The sequence below is a fragment of the Nocardiopsis codii genome, assembly GCF_036327455.1.
Lineage (GTDB): Bacteria > Actinomycetota > Actinomycetes > Streptosporangiales > Streptosporangiaceae > Nocardiopsis > Nocardiopsis codii.
The window spans coordinates 59,614-75,887 of record NZ_JAUZMY010000032.1 but is presented as its reverse complement, the minus strand read 5'-3'; the positions used below and the strand labels follow the sequence as shown (position 1 = coordinate 75,887).

14 protein-coding genes are annotated in these 16,274 nt (G+C 74.2%); 8 read left to right on the top strand and 6 right to left on the bottom strand.

Going from position 1 to position 16,274, the window contains the following annotated elements; all coding sequences use genetic code 11:
- Nucleotides 1-147: 147 nt before the first annotated feature.
- Nucleotides 148-2,301, bottom strand: coding sequence for a heavy metal translocating P-type ATPase (locus Q8791_RS25950; protein WP_330094428.1), 2,154 nt, complete (start codon nt 2,299-2,301; stop codon nt 148-150).
- A gap of 216 nt (nt 2,302-2,517) precedes the next feature.
- Entirely contained in the window at nt 2,518-3,279 is a 762-nt protein-coding gene (locus Q8791_RS25945; RefSeq protein WP_330094427.1) for an SDR family NAD(P)-dependent oxidoreductase, read from the bottom strand.
- 204 nt (nt 3,280-3,483) lie between these two features.
- Between Q8791_RS25945 and Q8791_RS25940 the strand changes: the two genes are divergently transcribed.
- On the top strand, nt 3,484-4,080 hold the full coding sequence (locus Q8791_RS25940) for a TetR family transcriptional regulator (protein WP_330094430.1): 597 nt from the start codon (nt 3,484-3,486) through the stop codon (nt 4,078-4,080).
- 267 nt (nt 4,081-4,347) lie between these two features.
- A complete protein-coding gene (locus tag Q8791_RS25935) occupies nt 4,348-5,523 on the top strand; it encodes an MFS transporter (protein WP_330094426.1) in 1,176 nt (391 codons plus the stop codon).
- 141 nt (nt 5,524-5,664) lie between these two features.
- Here the strand turns inward: Q8791_RS25935 and Q8791_RS25930 are convergent, their stop codons facing one another.
- The 4 genes from Q8791_RS25930 to Q8791_RS25915 are packed head-to-tail and all read right to left on the bottom strand — an operon-like array spanning nt 5,665 to nt 9,600.
- Nucleotides 5,665-6,444: a triose-phosphate isomerase gene (locus Q8791_RS25930; RefSeq protein WP_330094425.1), complete on the bottom strand. Its 780-nt coding sequence runs from the start codon at nt 6,442-6,444 to the stop codon at nt 5,665-5,667.
- On the bottom strand, nt 6,441-6,902 hold the full coding sequence (locus Q8791_RS25925; RefSeq protein ID WP_330094424.1) for a ribose-5-phosphate isomerase: 462 nt from the start codon (nt 6,900-6,902) through the stop codon (nt 6,441-6,443). The genes Q8791_RS25930 and Q8791_RS25925 overlap by 4 nt, the downstream gene beginning before the upstream one ends.
- Complete coding sequence (locus Q8791_RS25920) at nt 6,902-8,632, bottom strand: dihydroxyacetone kinase family protein (protein ID WP_330094423.1); 1,731 nt, start codon at nt 8,630-8,632, stop codon at nt 6,902-6,904. The genes Q8791_RS25925 and Q8791_RS25920 overlap by 1 nt, the downstream gene beginning before the upstream one ends.
- Nucleotides 8,629-9,600, bottom strand: coding sequence for a sugar phosphate isomerase/epimerase family protein (locus tag Q8791_RS25915; RefSeq protein ID WP_330094422.1), 972 nt, complete (start codon nt 9,598-9,600; stop codon nt 8,629-8,631). The genes Q8791_RS25920 and Q8791_RS25915 overlap by 4 nt, the downstream gene beginning before the upstream one ends.
- Nucleotides 9,601-9,778: 178 nt before the next feature.
- Between Q8791_RS25915 and Q8791_RS25910 the strand changes: the two genes are divergently transcribed.
- From Q8791_RS25910 to Q8791_RS25885, 6 genes are all read left to right on the top strand, one after another.
- The gene (locus tag Q8791_RS25910) at nt 9,779-10,513 is read left to right on the top strand and encodes a GntR family transcriptional regulator (protein ID WP_330094421.1); all 735 of its coding nucleotides are present in this window, start codon (nt 9,779-9,781) and stop codon (nt 10,511-10,513) included.
- A gap of 210 nt (nt 10,514-10,723) precedes the next feature.
- The gene (locus Q8791_RS25905; RefSeq protein WP_330094420.1) at nt 10,724-11,689 is read left to right on the top strand and encodes a tripartite tricarboxylate transporter substrate binding protein; all 966 of its coding nucleotides are present in this window, start codon (nt 10,724-10,726) and stop codon (nt 11,687-11,689) included.
- Complete coding sequence (locus Q8791_RS25900) at nt 11,686-12,246, top strand: tripartite tricarboxylate transporter TctB family protein (RefSeq protein WP_330094419.1); 561 nt, start codon at nt 11,686-11,688, stop codon at nt 12,244-12,246. The genes Q8791_RS25905 and Q8791_RS25900 overlap by 4 nt, the downstream gene beginning before the upstream one ends.
- Nucleotides 12,243-13,871: a tripartite tricarboxylate transporter permease gene (locus Q8791_RS25895; RefSeq protein WP_330094418.1), complete on the top strand. Its 1,629-nt coding sequence runs from the start codon at nt 12,243-12,245 to the stop codon at nt 13,869-13,871. The genes Q8791_RS25900 and Q8791_RS25895 overlap by 4 nt, the downstream gene beginning before the upstream one ends.
- 72 nt (nt 13,872-13,943) lie before the next feature.
- Nucleotides 13,944-14,954 (top strand): 4-hydroxythreonine-4-phosphate dehydrogenase PdxA, encoded by a 1,011-nt coding sequence (locus Q8791_RS25890; protein WP_330094417.1) that lies wholly within the window; start codon nt 13,944-13,946, stop codon nt 14,952-14,954.
- Between the two features lie 260 nt (nt 14,955-15,214).
- Nucleotides 15,215-16,273 carry a hypothetical protein gene (locus Q8791_RS25885; protein ID WP_330094416.1) on the top strand — a complete coding sequence of 353 codons (1,059 nt, stop codon included), beginning with the start codon at nt 15,215-15,217 and terminating at the stop codon, nt 16,271-16,273.
- The last annotated feature ends 1 nt before the right edge of the window (nt 16,274 follow it).

Genomic DNA, 16,274 nt, shown 5'->3' with positions numbered 1-16,274 from the left:
CGCCGGGCCCGGGGGGGGGGCGGGGGGGGCGGGGACCCCCGGTGTCCGGGCCCGTCCGGGTGGTGGGGGCGGGGGGGGGCGGGCCCGGGGGGGGGCGGGCCGCACGGTGCCCGGTGCGGTGCCGCCGTGGCGACGTGCCGCGGCCGGCTACGCGGAGCGGGACCCCGTCCGCAGCACGGCCGCCGTGCTCGCCCCGGGGCTCAGGTCGAGCCGCCGCAGCAGCTGTGCGTTGAGGGCGACCACGACCGTCGACAGCGACATCAGCACCGCGCCGACGGCCATCGGCAGGACGAACCCGACGGGGGCGAGCACCCCGGCGGCCAGCGGTACCGAGATCAGGTTGTACCCGGCGGCCCACCACAGGTTCTGCTGCATCTTGCGGTATCCGGCCCGGGACAGTTCGATCACCGAGAGGACCGACCGGGGGTCGTCGCTCGCCAGGATCACCCCGGCCGAGGAGATCGCGACGTCGGTCCCCGCCCCGATCGCCAGCCCGATGTCGGCCTGGGCGAGGGCGGGGGCGTCGTTGACGCCGTCCCCGACCATGACGACCCTGTGCCCCTCGCGCTGGAGTCCGGCGACCCTGGCGCCCTTGTCCTCCGGCCGGACACCGGCGAAGACCTGGTCGATGCCCAGGTCGGAGGCGACGGAGTTCGCGACGGACTCGGCGTCCCCGGTGATCATCACGACCCTGATGCCGAGGGTGTGCAGGGCCTGCACCGCCTGCCGGGACTCCTCGCGGACCTCGTCCGCCAGGGCGAGTGCTCCGACGACCTCTCCGTCGGCCAGCACGTGCAGGACGATCTGGCCCCGGTCCTTCCAGATCCGTGCGGCCTCCATCTCGGCGGCTCCGTGCTCCTCCAGCAGGCCGGGGCCGCCCACGCCCACTCGCGAGCCCTCCACTGTCGCGGAGACACCCACGCCGGTGGAGGCGCGGAAGCCGGTGGCCCGGGGGACGTCGACGCCCCGGTGGTGCGCGGCCGCCACGACGGCCTTGGCCAGGGGGTGCTCGCTGTCGGCCTCCACCGCGGCGGCCAGTGCCAGGACCCCGTCCTCCCCGAGCCCGGCGCCGGGGGCGATGTGGGTGACGGCGGGCTCGCCCCTGGTCAGGGTGCCGGTCTTGTCGAAGAGGACGGTGTCGGCGGTGCGCATGCTCTCCAGCGCCATGCGGTCCTTGACCAGGACGCCGCCCTTCGCCGCGCGTTCCGTGGCGATGGAGACCACCAGCGGGATGGCCAGCCCGAGGGCGTGGGGGCAGGCGATGACGAGGACCGTGATGGTCCGGATCAGGGCGTCGTCGGGCATCCCGAGGACCGACCAGACGGTGAGGGTGATGGCCGCAGAGACCAGGGCGAACCAGAAGAGCCACGCGGCGGCCCTGTCGGCCAGGCGCTGTGCGCGCGAGGACGAGCTCTGGGCGTCGGCGACCAGGCGCTGGATCCCCGCGAGCGCGGTGTCCTCGCCCACGGCGGTGATCCGCACCCGCAGCGCCGTGTCCGTGGCGACGGTCCCGGCGACGACGTGGTCCCCGGGGCCCCGGGCGACCGGGCGGGACTCGCCGGTGATCATCGACTCGTCGACGTCGGCGGTGCCCTCCGTGACCCGGCCGTCCGCGGGTACCCGGCCGCCGGGGCGGACGACGACCGTGTCCCCCAGGGCCAGGTCGGCGGGGGCGACGGTGACCACCCCGTCCCCGACGACCTTCTCGGCCTCGTCGGGCAGCAGCGCGGCCAGGGACTCCAGCGCGGACGAGGTCTGCGCCAGGGAGCGCATCTCGATCCAGTGGCCCAGGAGCATGATCACGACGAGCAGGGCCAGCTCCCACCAGAAGTCCAGCTCGTGGGAGAGGACGCCCAGGCTCGCACCCCAGGAGGAGAAGAACGCCACGGTGAGGGCGAGGGCGATCAGCAGCATCATGCCGGGCTTGAGCGCCCTGACCTCGCTGACCGCTCCCGTCAGGAACGGGCGTCCGCCCCACAGGTACATCACGGTGCCGAGCACGGGCGAGACCCATCCGACGCCGGGCGCGTCCGGAACGGTGTAGCCGACGACGGACGCGAACATCGTGCTCAGCCCGACCGCGGGAACGGCCAGGACCAGCATGATCCAGAACAGCCGCCGGAACCGGCCCACGTGGTCGCCGTGGCCCCCGTGGCCGCCGTTCTCGTGGTGTCCCGCAGGGCTCCGGCGGTCCGCGTGCCCGTCGTGTCCTGCCGGACCGGGGCGATCCGCGGGATCTCCGTGATCCGCGCCGCCCGGGTGGTCGGAGTGCGGGTCGTGTTCGTGGGGAGTCGCGTTCATACTGCCCAAAGTATACCCCTAGGGGGTATCTGGCAAGGAAGGTGGCCCCGTCTTTCGCCATGTCGCCCCGGTGCCGCCCCTCCGGGACGGCACCGGGGCCGCTCCTCGTCCTCGCTCCGAGGTGACCCGGGGCCCGGCTCCGTGCGACCGGTGCGGCGCGTGGAACCGGGCCCCGGAGGCGCGGGGGAGTGGCCGCCGTCGCGGGCGGCCGGTGTGTCAGACGGCCGACCAGCCGTTGTCCACCGGGAGGACCACGCCGTTGACGTTGCTCGCGGCGTCGGAGGCGAGGAAGACGATCGCCGAGGCGAGTTCGGAGGCCTCGGCGACCCGCCCCATGTTGGCGGCGTAGTGTCCCAGGACGGTGGGCCCCGTCATGGTCGTCGGGTCGACGGAGATGGAGGTGGCGGTGCCGCCCGGCGCGACCGCGTTGACCCGGACGCCCTTGTCGCGGTACATGATCGCCGTCGACTTCATCAGGCCGATCACGCCGTGCTTGGACGCGGTGTAGGCGGCCCCGGCCGCGCTGCCGCGCAGCGACGCCTCCGAGGCGGTGAAGACGATCGAGCCCCGGCCCCGGTCCACCATGTGCGGCAGGGCCGCGCGGGTGAGCAGGAAGGGCGCCGTCAGGTTCACCCTGAGGAGCCGTTCCCAGACGGCGTCGGAGACGTCGGCCGCGGCGGAGAGGTCGTCCATGATCCCGGCGTTGTTGACCAGGACGTCGATCCCTCCCAGCTTCTCGACCGCGGTCGCGACCACCGTGTCGACGGTCTCGGGCCGGCTCAGGTCCCCGATCACGGTCTCGGCGGTGCCTCCCGCCTCCCGGATCTCCCGGGCGACCTCCTCGGCGGGGTCCGCGTTGATGTCGGCGACGAGGACCCGTGCCCCCTCCTTCGCGAAGGCCAGGGCGCCGGCCCTGCCGATGCCGGATCCGCCTCCGGTGACGATGACGCTCTTGTTCCTCAGGCCCGATCCGGTCATGGGAAGTCCTCTCGCTGGTGACGCGCGGCCCCGACTGGGGTGTGGTTGTCACTGTAGGACTTTTTGTCACTCAGAGACAAATATGAGGGAAGAGGGGCCGCGACCTGGGTAGAGTGGGTTCGCCCTGGAGGTCCGAGTGGAGGGATGGACGTGCCGACGACCCGGTCCCCGCAATCCGAGCCCTCGACCCGGGGCCGCCCGCCCATGACCGAGCGGCGCAGGGAGATCATCCGCATGGAGATCGCCCGCGCGGCGGTGCGGCTGTTCACCGAGAAGGGGGTGTCGGGCACCACCGGCGACGACATCGCGCACGAGCTCGGGATCTCCACCCGGACGCTGTGGCGGTACTTCCCCTCCAAGGAGAGCTGCGTCCGGCCCCTGCTCACCACGGGCCTGGACCTGATGGCCGGCCACCTGCGCTCCTGTCCGGCGGACACCGCACTCCTGGACCACCTGGACCGGGAGGGGGTCTTCGACGGGGACGCCCTGGTCCCGGCGGAGTCCGTCACGGACCTCATCCGGATGACCCGCACCGAACCCGGCCTCATGGCGGTCTGGCTCGAGGTCCACCACGCGGCGGAGGCGGTCTTCGCCGACGTCATCGCCGCCCGCACCGGCGCCCCCGCCGACGCCCTGGCCGTCCGGATGCAGGCCGCGACCCTCAACGCCGCGCTGCGCCTGGCCGCCGAGGAGCAGGTGCGGCACCCCCGCGGTGCGGACGCGGACCCCGCGGGCGGGATGGGCGCACTGGTGCGCACCGCCCTCGCGGCGGCGGTGCGCAGCCTGCCGTCCTTCGAGTAGGGCGGTCCGAACCGGGCTCGCCGCCCGTCGGGGAGAGGGACCACCCCTCCTCCGCCGCTCCTCCCGAGGCCTGTTGCCGCCGCCTGTGCGGCCCGGTCCGCCGGGACAGCGCGAGGGAACCCGGAGACCGCGTCACCGGCCCAGGCATGGGGGCGCTCTCCGGTGTGGACGGGAACTCATGGGATGATCCGCTCGCACCTGGGGTTTTTGTAACTCCTGGGGTTTTTGGTGCGCGTGGGGCGTAAGCGATTATCTGGAGGGGGCTTCATGGGGGTAGGGCGGATACCGGGACAGGCATGGTTGTGGCCGCTCCTGACAAGTGTGGTGCTGACCCACACCGCCCTCAACCTCGCCCGTCCGCTGATCTCGTACCGGACCATCGCGGTCGGCGGGGACGCGGTGGCGGTCGGCCTCGTCACCGCCGCGTACGCGCTGCTCCCCCTCCTGATCGCCGTCCCCCTGGGCCGGGCGACCGACCTCGCCCGGCGCACCGCCTGGATCGTCGGGATGGGGGCGGTGGTCCTGGCCGCCGGATGCGTGTTCCTGGCGTTCACGACCGGCCTCGTCTCCCTCGCGGTCGCCAGCACCGTGGTCGGGGTCGGCCACCTGCTGTGCATGGTCGCCGGGCAGGGGCTCATCGCGCGGTTCTCCCCGCCCGGGAACCTCGACCGCGACTTCGGCTGGTTCACCGCCGCAGCGTCGCTGGGCCAGCTCGCCGGGCCGCTCATCTCCGGCGCCGTCCTCGCCGACGCGTCCGGTGCGGCCCTGCTCTCCGCGACCTCGACCGCGCTCCTGATCGCCTGCGTCACCGCCGTCCTGGGGTTCCTGCCGATCCTCCTCCTGCTGCGGCTGCGCTCGCCGGCGCCCACCGGGGGAAAGGACAGCGAGCCCGTCCCGACCCTGACCCTCCTGCGCAGGCGCGGCATGCCCTCCGCGCTCCTGGCCAGCCTGGCCCTGCTGTCGGCCGTGGACATCCTCACCGCGTACCTGCCGCTGATCGCGGAGAGCCGGGGCATCCCGCCCGTGATGGTGGGCGTCCTCCTGAGCCTGCGCGCGGCGAGTTCCCTGCTCTCCCGGCTGCTGCTCTCCCGGTTGCTCGCGCGCTGGTCGCGCAAGCAGCTGATCGTGGCCAGTACGGCCGTGGCGGCGCTGTCCCTGGCGCTGGTCGCCGTGCCGGGCGCGGGACCGGTCGCGCTGGGCGCGGTGCTGGTCGTGGGCGGGTTCCTGTTGGGGCTGGGCCAGCCGCTGACCATGGCGGAGGTCGCCACCGCGGCGCCGAGGCAGGCGAAGGGCGCCGCGCTGGCCCTGCGTATCTGGGGCAACCGCCTGGGCCAGGTGGCCATCCCCGCCGCCGCGGCGGGGATGGCGGGCACGGCAGGGGCGCCGGGGGCGCTGCTGTTCTCGGCAGCGGTGCTGCTGGCGGCGGCGGTCACCGCCGCCTGAGCCGCCCCCGGGCCGCGGCGGCGCCGTGGAGGCGGGCCCGCGGCAGCGGCGTGCGGGCTGAGCCCTCGGCGCCGCCGCGGGGGCCGCGCCCACCGGTGCTCCCCGGCCCCTCCCACCGGGCGGGGACACCCCGGGCGCCTGTCAGGCCATCGCGCCCGCGTGCCGCCGCCCGACCCGCAGGAGTTCCAGGAACCCCTCGACGTCCCAGGCCGCACGGCCCACGAAGAGCCCGCCCACCCCGGGGACGCGGAGCAGGTCGGCGGCGTTGCCCGGGGTGACGGAGCCCCCGTACAGGACGCCCCCGACCCGGTCGCCCCACTCCGCCGCCAGCGCCTCGTGCACCGGGGCGACGTCCTCCGGCCGCGGCTCGCGCCCGTGCTCGCCGATGGCCCAGACCGGTTCGTAGGCGATCAGGGCCCGTCCGAGCCCCTCGTCGCCGCGGGTCCCGGAGAGGCCGGCGAAGGCCGCCTCCACCTGGCGGAGCACGTGCTCGACGGACCCTCCGCGCGCGAACACCTCCGCGCTCTCCCCGCAGCACACCAGCGGCGTCAGCCCGTGGCGCAGGACGGCCCCGACCTTCAGGCGCACCGTCCCGTCGGTCTCGGCGAAGTGCGCCCGCCGCTCGGAGTGGCCGATCTCGACGATCCGCGCGCCCGCGTCGGCCGCCTGGGGGACGGAGAGCTCGCCGGTCCAGGCGCCCCCGTCCGCCCAGTGGGCGTTCTGGACACCCGTGCGGACGGGAGCGCCCTCCAGCGCCAGTGACACCTCGGCCAGGGCGGTCGCCGGGGGGATCACGAACGCCCGGACCCCGGGCACACCCCCGCCGAGCTCAGACCGCAGCCGCGTCGCGTAGGCGACGGACTGGGCCCGCGTCTTGTTCATCTTGAAGCTGGTGCCGATCCAGAGCGGCCGGTGTGTCACGTTCCCTCCACCGTCGGCTCGTAGGAGCACAGGGCGCGCACCTTGTCCGCGGAGGGGGAGGAGTCGTCGAAGGTGTAGGTCAGCCATTCGCGGACCAGCCTCCGGGCCAGTTCCCGGCCGACGACCCTCTGCCCCAGGCAGAGCACCTGGGCGTCGTTGGAGAGGACGGACCGCTCCACGGAGAACGAGTCGTGGGCGGTCACGGCCCGGACCCCCGGCACCTTGTTGGCGGCGATGGCCACGCCCAGGCCGGTCCCGCACACGAGCACCGCGCGGTCGACCCGGCCGTCGGCGACCAGCCGGGCCGCCTCGACCGCCACGTGCGGGTAGTCGGTGTCCTGGTCGGGTCCCACCCCGACGTCGACCACCTCCGTCACCGCCTCGGCGGCGGCGAGGTCGTTCTTGAAGGCCTCCTTGTAGTCGAATCCGGCGATGTCGGAGCCGACGGCGACGCGCATCAGTGGTTCTCCTGTCCGAAGTGGGATGTCAGTGCGGTGAGGATGAGGGAGAGCGAGACCGCGCCCGGGTCGGGGGTGCCGAGGCTGTTGTCGCCGTGGGCCCGGGCCCGGCCCAGCCGGGCGGGGATCGACGCGGTCGCGTCCGCCGCCAGCCGTGCGGCCCCGGCCCCCGCGGCCCAGGCCCCGGCCAGGCCGGCGCTGCCGGCCTCCGCCGCCAGCCGGTCGGCGAAGGGAACGGCCGCGTCGACGAGGGTCTTGTCGCCCGGGCGGGCCCCGCCCAGGCGCACCACGGCGTCGACCGCTGCCCGCGCACCCGCCACGAGCCGGGTCCGGTCGGCCCGGCCGGAGTCGCCGAGCTCCGCACCGAACGCGGTCAGAGCCGCCCCCCAGAGCGCCCCGGACGTGCCGCCCGCACGCTCCGACCAGGCCGCCCCGGCCTTGACCAGGACGGTGCGGGCGCCCGCGCCGAGCGCGACGGCGTCCTCCGCCGCGGAGAGCGCGGCCTCGGCGCCGCGCCGCATGCCGATCCCGTGGTCGCCGTCACCGGCGACGGCGTCGAGTTCGCCGAGGGAGCGCTCGTGGGCGGCGACGGTGTCGCGGACGGTCCCCAGCGCCGCGGCGATCCGCGTGCCCAGGTCCCGCGACGGGCCGTCCCCCGGGACCACCGGGGGAGTGCGCCGGGAGCCGACCAGGTCGTCGGTCCGGGGCGGGCGGGGCGGCAGGTGGCCGCGCCGGAAGGCCGGGGTCACGGCCGGCGCCGTCCACAGCCGCTCCAGCTCGGGGTCGAGGAACGTGAGGGTGAGGGACAGCCCGGCCATGCCCAGGCTGGTGACCTGCTCGTCGACCACGGGGGCGACGACGGTGAGGCCCGCGGCCGAGAGCCGCTCGGCCACCCGGCGGTGGACGACGTACAGCTCCTCGTACTTGGTGGCGCCGAGACCGTTGAGCACGGGCGCGACCCGGGTGGCGCCTCCGACGGCCGCGGCGGCCTCGCCGCGTTCGGCCAGGACACCGTCCACCAGGAGGTCGGCGACCTCGTCGGCGGCCGGAAGGGGGCGCTGCTCGATCCCGGGTTCGCCGTGGATGCCCAGCCCCACGCCCATCCGGTCGGCTTCCACGGTGAACAGGGGGCGGTCCGCGCCCGGCAGGGTACAGCCTCCGAAGGCCACCCCCAGGGACCGGGTCGCGGCGTTGGCCTTGATCCCCAGCCGGTGGACCTCGTCCAGGTGGTGGCCCGCCTCCGCGGCGGCGCCCAGGATCTTCAGGACCGGCAGGTCGCCGGCGACGCCCCTGCGCCGTCCGGTGTCGTGTGCGGGGCCCGAGGCGACGTCGTCGGTGACGGCGACGACGCGGACGTCCACGCCCTCGGCGCGCAGCTGCTCGGCGGCCTGGCCGAAGTGGAGCACGTCGCCCGCGTAGTTCCCGAAGCCCAGGACCACGCCGCCGCCGTTCTGCGCCGCGCGCGCCACCGAGCAGATCTGGGCGGCGGAGGGGGAGGAGAAGACGTTGCCGCACGCGGCTCCGTGGGCGAAGCCCGGGCCGACCCAGCCCGCGAACGCGGGATAGTGGCCGGTCCCGCCCCCGAGGACGACGGCGACGTGGCCGCGGGGGGTGGCGGACGCGCGGACGACGCCCCCGTGCAGGGCGCGGACCTCGTCGGAGTGGGCCTCCGCGAACCCGGCGAGGGACTCGTCGGCGAAGTCGGCGGGGTCGTTGACGAGGAGGGTCACGGCCGTCCCTCCCCGCGCTGGGCTCCGACGAGGGGGAGCTTGGCGGCCAGGAGGCGCCGCAGGTAGTCCCGGTTGCGCGCGGACACTCCGAGTCCGTCGCCGCCGTAGTGCTCGGTGCAGATCGGACCGTCGAACCCCGCCCGAAGCGCCATCTCCAGCGCGCGGCGGTAGTCGATGACCCCGCCCTCCAGCGGCGCGGGCACGGTGAAGTAGGCGCCGGTGGCCGGGTCGAAGTCGCGGTGGTAGTTCTTGACGTGCCAGTAGTCGACGTAGGGCAGGACCGGGCGCAGCAGCTCCTCCCAGGGCCGGACCGGCCGGTGCAGGCGGACCAGGTTGCCGAGGTCGGGGTTGAGCCCGACGTTGGGCAGCCCGATGTCGCGGACCAGCCGCACGGCGCTCTCGGGGGTGCCGAGGTAGGTGTCCTCGTACATCTCCAGGGACAGCCGCAGGCCGTGGTGCGCCGCGCGCTCGCCGGCGGCGCGCAGGCGCTCGACGGCCAGCGCCCAGGTGCGTTCGTCGCCCTCAGGGTCGGCGCCCCCCGGTTCGTGCCAGAACCACAGGGCGCTCCGCTGGGCCGGTGTCAGGGGCCGGTGCAGCCCCGCGCAGACGACGGTGGCGCCCAGGTCGGCGGCGGCGTCGACGGTGCGGAGCAGGTAGGCGAGGTTGTCCTCGGCGACGGCCGGGTCGGGGTCGATCACGCTGCGCCGGGTCACAGAGATGGCGGAGATCCCGAGTTCGCGCCTCTTGAGGACGTGCGCCAGTTCCTCCCGCCGGGCGGGGGAGAGGTCGCCCGGGCGCAGCCAGCTGTCGGTGAGGTCGACGTGGTCGAACCCCTCGGCAGCGACTTCGCCGAGCACGGCGTCCCAGGTCGGGGCGGGGGCGTCCTGGACGGATCCGCCGTCCGGGGTGGTGCCGGGGAACTGGAGGAGCGCGGCGCCGATCGGCCAGTCCTCTGCGGTGTGGGGCATCGTCGTCTCCGGGGGGTCGCGGGCCGGGCAGGCCGTTCGGTCCGGGGCGGACGCACGGGCGCCGGGTCGGTGGCGCCACGTCATCCGCCTTGGAATCATAGAACCTATAGGATATTTCCGATACTGGACAGTCCCTGTCTCGCGAGAAGGAGCGCCCGCGGGCTAGGATCGGGAGGAGATGAACGACAGAGAGACCACCTCCCCCGCCGAGGTTCCGCCCGCCAAGAGCGCCGCCGTGTCCCGCCGTGCCCTGCGCGACGGCGTGTACGACGCGATCCTGGAGAAGCTCCTGGACGGCTCGGCGCCTCCCGGAAGCTCCCTCGGCATCGACCCGCTCGCCCGTGAACTGCAGGTCTCGCCGACCCCGGTCCGCGAGGCCCTGGTCCAGTTGGAGCACACCGGCCTGGTGTCGAGGGTCGCCCTGAAGGGCTACCGCGTGGCCCCTCCGCTCTCCCCGGACCAGCTGCGCGAGCTCTTCGACATGCGCGGCATCCTGGAGGTCGCCGCCGTGGAGCGCGCCGCCGACCACGCCGACGAGCTGCTGCCGGCCCTGCGCGTGGCCCACGCCCAACACGTCCTGGCCGCCCACAATGTGCGGCAGCGCAGGGGGACCGGCGAGTGGCCGCCCGACTTCGCCGACATGCGCGAGTACTTCGCCGCCGACTGGGACTTCCACCTGACGATCATCAGGGCCGCGGGCAACCGCTTCCTGACGGAGGCGGCCGAGTCCCTGAACGCCCACGTCCACCGGCTCCGCCAGACCGCCCACCACGGCATCCTCGACATGGACCAGGCCCTGCGGGAGCACGCCGCGATCCTCGCCGCCTTCGAGTCCGGCGACCGCGACCACCTCCGCGCGACCATGCGGGACCACCTGTCCGCCGTGGCCCACCGGGTGTCCGTCGACGGCTGACACGACCGGTCCGACACCGCCGCGGGGGGGGGGGGGGGGGCGGTCCCCAGCGCCCCCCTCGGCCGCTTCACATTCCGTTCACTTTGTTTCGCCCTCTTGTCAACACCAGTTCAGAGCCCTAGCTTGTTCCCATATCCAATAGGATCTCTGATGTTGCTCAGGTTGCGCCTCGGAGAATTCCGTCCACCCCCCGGACGCAAGAGGGCTGACATGAAGCCACCACTGCGCATGGCACTGGCCGCGTCGAGCGCCTGCACCCTGCTCGCGGGGTGCTCGATGCTGAACACCACTCCCGACGTCCCCGCCGACTGGACCCCCCGGGGCTCGGTCTCCGCGCTCGTCGCCTTCGCCCCGGGCGGAGGCAGCGACCGCTCCGCCCGCGTCGTCGCCGAGTCCCTCAACGACCTCGACGCCGATTTCAACGTCAACGTACAGAACAGGGAGGGCGGGTCCGGCGCGGTCGGCTGGGCCACCTTCCTGTCCGAGCAGGGCAACGGCAACGCGCTGCTGGTCGCCGAGAGCGCGCTCAACACCCTTCCCCTCGTCTACGAGGTGCCCTTCACCTACCGCGACTTCACCCCCCTGGTGATGTTCGCCGAGGACTCCCGGATGGTCGTCGCCGACGCCGACGCGCCGTACGAGACCTGCGCCGACCTCGTCGAGGCCGGCCGGGACGCCGCCGTCAGGACCGGCTCCAGCGGCCGGACCGGGGCGGACGCCCTGGTCACCGCGGAGTTCGAGAAGAACGGCGGACAGTTCTCCGTCGTACCCTACGGATCCACCGGCGAGGTCCTCACCGCCCTCATGGGAGGGCAGATCGAGGTGGCGCCCGCCAGCGCCGCGTCCGCCAGGCCCTACCTGGAGAGCGGTGACTTCAAGGCCCTGTGCACGCTCACCGCCGAACGCTACGAGGACCCCCTCCTGGGCGAGGTCCCCACCGCCCACGAACAGGGGCTGGACGCCGAGGTCTCCATCTGGCGCGGCGTCCTCGCCCCCGACGGCATCTCCGAGGTCCAGCGCGACTACTGGATCGACGCGATCCTCGACGCCATGGACTCCGAGCTGTACCGGGACTACATCGAGGACGACCTCCTCCTCCCCGCCGACCTCGCGGGCGAGGAGTTCGAGGACTACCTGGACGACTACGACGCACAGATGCAGGAGGTGTTCCGATGAGCGGCCCCGCGCCCGGCGCTCCCGGCGGGGAGGCGGCCCCGACCCGCGCCAGACCCTCGGTCCTGGCCACGCACGCCGTGCTCGCCGGCATCGGCGGGCTCTTCTTCCTCGGGTCGTTCTCCTACCCGTGGACGACCGTGGAGGACGGCACCGTCGGGCCCGGGGCACTGCCCCGCGTCGCCGGGCTGGCCCTCCTGCTGATCGGGCTCGCCATGCTCCACCGGGAGCTGCGCGCCGGGACGGTCCTGGAGGGCGACGGCCACGTCGAGGAGGAGTCCGAGCGCACGGACGGGGAGCGGAGGGCGGTCCACCGCAAGCTGATCGTCGTCTCCGCCGCGCTGGTGGTCACGGCGACCCTGATCCCGTTCCTGGGCATGCTGCCGACCCTCGCCGCCCTGACCCTGTTCCTGACGATCGGCGTCGAACGGCTCCGGTGGCCGGTCGCGCTCGGCGCCTCGCTCGGCGTCCTGGTCGTGTGCTACCTGCTGTTCGTCGTCCTCCTGCGGGTGCCCCTGCCGCTCGGCGTGTTCGACCCGGCCCTGTGGGGTGCGGTGTGATCGACAACCTCACCGTCGGCTTCACCGCGGCGCTCACCCCCGAGAACCTGCTCTGGTGCTTCGTCGGCGTCCTGCTCGGCACCGTCATCGGCATCCTCCCGGGGCTCGGATCGGCCACCGGCGTGGCCATCCTGATCCCCGTCACCCTCACCTTCGACCCGCTGACCGCGCTCATCATGCTGGCGGGCATCTACCACGGCTCGCAGTTCGGGGCCACGATCACCGCCATCCTGGTCGCCACCCCCGGTGAGGCGTCGTCGGTGGTGTCCACGTTCGACGGCTACCGCATGGCGCGCGCCGGCCGGGCCGGACCCGCCCTGGCCATCTCGGCGCTCGGCTCCTTCACGGCCGCCCTCATCGCGCTCGTCGCCCTGACCACGCTGGCACCCGTCTTCGCGGACGTCGCCCTCGGGTTCGGCCCGCCCGAGATCCTGGCGGTCATGGCCCTCGGACTGTGCACGATCATGGTGTTCTCCGGCCGGAACCTCATGATGGGCGCCGCCCTCGGGCTGGCCGGGATCCTGGTCTCCAGCGTCGGCGTGGACGTCGGATCGGGAACGCCCCGGTACACCTTCGACCAGGTCGGCCTGTTCGGCGGCCTGCCCTACGTCGAGGTCATGATCGGCCTCTTCGCGATCGGGGAGCTCCTCAACCAGCTGCACCGGGGCATGGCCACACCGATCCGCGCCCGGTTCCGCGACCTGCTCCTGACCAGGGAGGACATCAGGCGTTCCATCCCCGCCACGGCACGCGGCACGCTCGTCGGATTCGTCCTTGGCTGCCTGCCCGGCGCCGGGACCACGCTCGCGTCCTTCATGGCCTACGGAGCCGAGAAGCGCTTTTCCAGGAACCGCGACCAGCTCGGCACCGGCGCCATCGAGGGCGTCGTGGCGCCGGACGCCGCCACCAGCTCGGGATCCAACGCCAACTTCATCCCCACACTGGTCCTGGGGGTGCCCGGCGGCGCCACCACGGCGGTCCTCCTCGGCGCGTTCCTGGTCTACGGAATCCAGCCGGGCCCGCTGCTCTTCGAGGAACAGCCCACCCTGGTGTGGGGCCTGCTGGCGTCGTTCTTCATCGGCAACGCCATCCTGCTCCTGCTGAACCTGCCGCTCGCACCCGTCTTCGCCCAGCTGCTCCGACTGAGGTACTCGGTCCTCTACCCGCTCATCATCGTCACGAGCCTGGTCGGCGCCTACTCGGTCAAGAACAGCATGCTGAGCGTGTGGATCGTGGTCGTGTTCGGCTTCGTCGGCTACGCGATGAAGCGCCTGAACCTGCCCGTCGCTCCGTTCGTCCTGGGCCTGGTCATCGGTCCGCTGTTCGAGACGGCGCTGGTCCAGACCTCGGCGCTCGGCGAGGGCGAGATCCTGCCCCTGCTCGCCTCCAGCGGCCCCGCGCTCACCATCCTGGGCGTGGCGCTCGCGCTGGTCGTGGGCCCCGCCGCGGTGCGGGCCGTCCGGAGCCGGACGCGGGCGCACCGCCCCGCGGAGGCGTCCGGTGGGACGGACCGCGGAGCACAGGCCGCGACGGACCGCACCGGCCCCGAGGGCACCGACGGCGGGACCGGCCGGGCCCCGGAAGGAGAGGAGGTCCTGGACACCCCCCGGCGCCCGGACGACTGAGACGCCGACCCAGGCCCGGTCCGGGCCGCCCCGAAGCACAGCGTACGAGCCCCACCCTCCGGAAAGGCAGCCATGACCACCACCCCCACCCCCCGTCCCCGCGTCGCGATCACCCTCGGGGACCCGGCCGGGGTCGGCCCCGAACTGATCGCCCGACTGCTGTCACGCCGCGAGAACACGGACGCCGCCGACATCGTCCTCATCTCCGACGCGGACGAGCTGCGGGCGGCCGGCGAGGACGCCGGGCTGCCCGTCGCCCACGGGGACGGACCCGGCACGGGACTCCCCGTCCTCTACGACAACAGCGGGGCCCGCCCGGCCGGGACGACCGACGGCTTCGAGCGCCGCAAGGCCACCCGGGAGGGCGGGCTCTGGGCACTCGCCAACCTCGCCGTGGCCCTCGACATGGCCCGGGACGGACGGGTGGACGCCATCCTGTTCGCCCCCCTCAACAAGTCCTCGCTCCACCTGGCGGGGATGACCGAGAACGACGAGCTGCGCTGGTTCGAGGAGGTCCTGGGGGTGGAGACCTTCACCTCCGAGCTCAACGTGCTGCCGGGCCTGTGGACCGCCCGCGTCACCTCGCACGTCTCCATCGCCGAGGTCGACGCGGGCATCACCCGCGACAACGTCGTCGAGGCGGGCCTCCTCCTCGACCGGGTCCTGCGCGGTTCCGGCCTGGCCGCCCCGCGCATCGGCGTGTGCGCGCTCAACCCGCACGCGGGGGAGAGCGGCCGGTTCGGCCGGCACGAGATCGACGTCATCGGCCCCGCCGTGGGCGACCTGGCCGGCCACGGCGTGGACGCCGCGGGCCCGTTCCCGTCGGACACGATCTTCCTGCGCGCCAAGGCGGGCGACTTCGACGGGATCCTGACCATGTACCACGACCAGGGGCAGATCGCCATGAAGCTGATGGGCTTCGACGGCGGCGTCACCATCGCGGGCGGTCTGCCTGTGCCGATCTGCACACCGGCGCACGGCACCGCGTTCGACGTGGTCGGCAAGGGCGTGGCCGCCACCGGGTCGGTGCAGAACGCCTTCGACCTGGCGGTCGCCATCGGGGGGAGGAAGGCGGCGGTCTGAGGCCCCCGGCCCGTGGACGGCCCGGCCACCGCGGGCCGGGCCGTCCACGGCGCTCGTCCCCGCGGGCCTTCCGCGCCCCGGCCGGGCCGGAGCCCGCCGACCGGCTGGTATCGTGCCGAACCCGCTGATCCCCCCGGAACCGGGCACGCGATCAGGACGTGCGCGGCGCAGCGGACCACCGGTCCACCGGGCCGGCGTGGCAGCGGTCCGCGGGTCCCGTCACGGCCGCCCCGGGGCGCGAGACGAAGGACAGGGCCGACATGGCGGGCAGCACCGGACAGCGTGACACCCCGGAACCGGGAGGGCCGGCGGCGCCGGGGGACGAAGGTGCGCGGAGCCTGCTGGGGGAGGCGCTGGCGACCACCGTCCGCCTCGGGCGCCCGCTGTACGGGGCGGCCCTCGCCGTGACGGCCCTGGCCGCCTGCGGTGTGGCCGCGATCGCGGTCCTGGGATTCTCCCTGGCATGGGACGCCTTCGTGCTCCTGCGGGAGCGCGTGCGATCCAACCTCGACCAGGAGGTCCCCCCGTTCTCCGCCACGGGCGACATCGACGTCACGTTCACCCTGACCGGGATCCTCGTGGTGCTCCTTCTGCTCCTGCTCCTGGCCGTGGTCCTCACCCTGCTGTACGCCGCGCACGCCGCCGCCGTCCGCGACGCCCCGTCCGGGAGCGGCGCCCCTCCCGCCGGAGGACTGTGGCGGCGTGCGCGTCCGCACCTGCCCCGTGTCCTCGGGACGCAGCTGCTGACCGGGCTGTGCGTCGTCGTGGCCGCGCTGGTGGCGTTCTCCCTGTTCGACTCCCTGGCGCGGGACCTGATCCCCGGCGTCGAGAGGCCGCGCTCCCCCTTCACCGGTTTCGGCGCGGCGGACTGGGCGGTGGGCCTGGGCCTGCCCCTCGCCGCGGGCTGCGTGGGCCCCTACGCCATGGTCCGCCTGTCCCTGGCCCCCTCCGCCGTGGTGTTCGAGGACGTCGGGGTGTGGCGTGCGGTGCGCCGCTCCTGGGCGCTGACCCGAGGCGCGCAGGCGGGAGCGGCCGGCCTCTGGCTGCTGACCGCGGCGGCCGTCGCGGTGGCGTTCACGCTCCTCCTGCTCGCGGCGTCGCCCCTCGCCCTCCCCGCCGAGGAGGCCATGATGCGTTTCAGCGACGGGAACATCTTCGTCACCGCGACCCTGGTCCACTACACCCCGGCCGCCGTCGCCCTCGTGCTGCTGCCCGTGGCGGTCATGCCCCCGGTGGGCGTGGCGCTCCCGGTCCTCTACACGCGGCTGCGCGCCCGTGAGGAGGAGGGCGCCCTCCGCCGGGACCCGGCGGCGGCCTGAG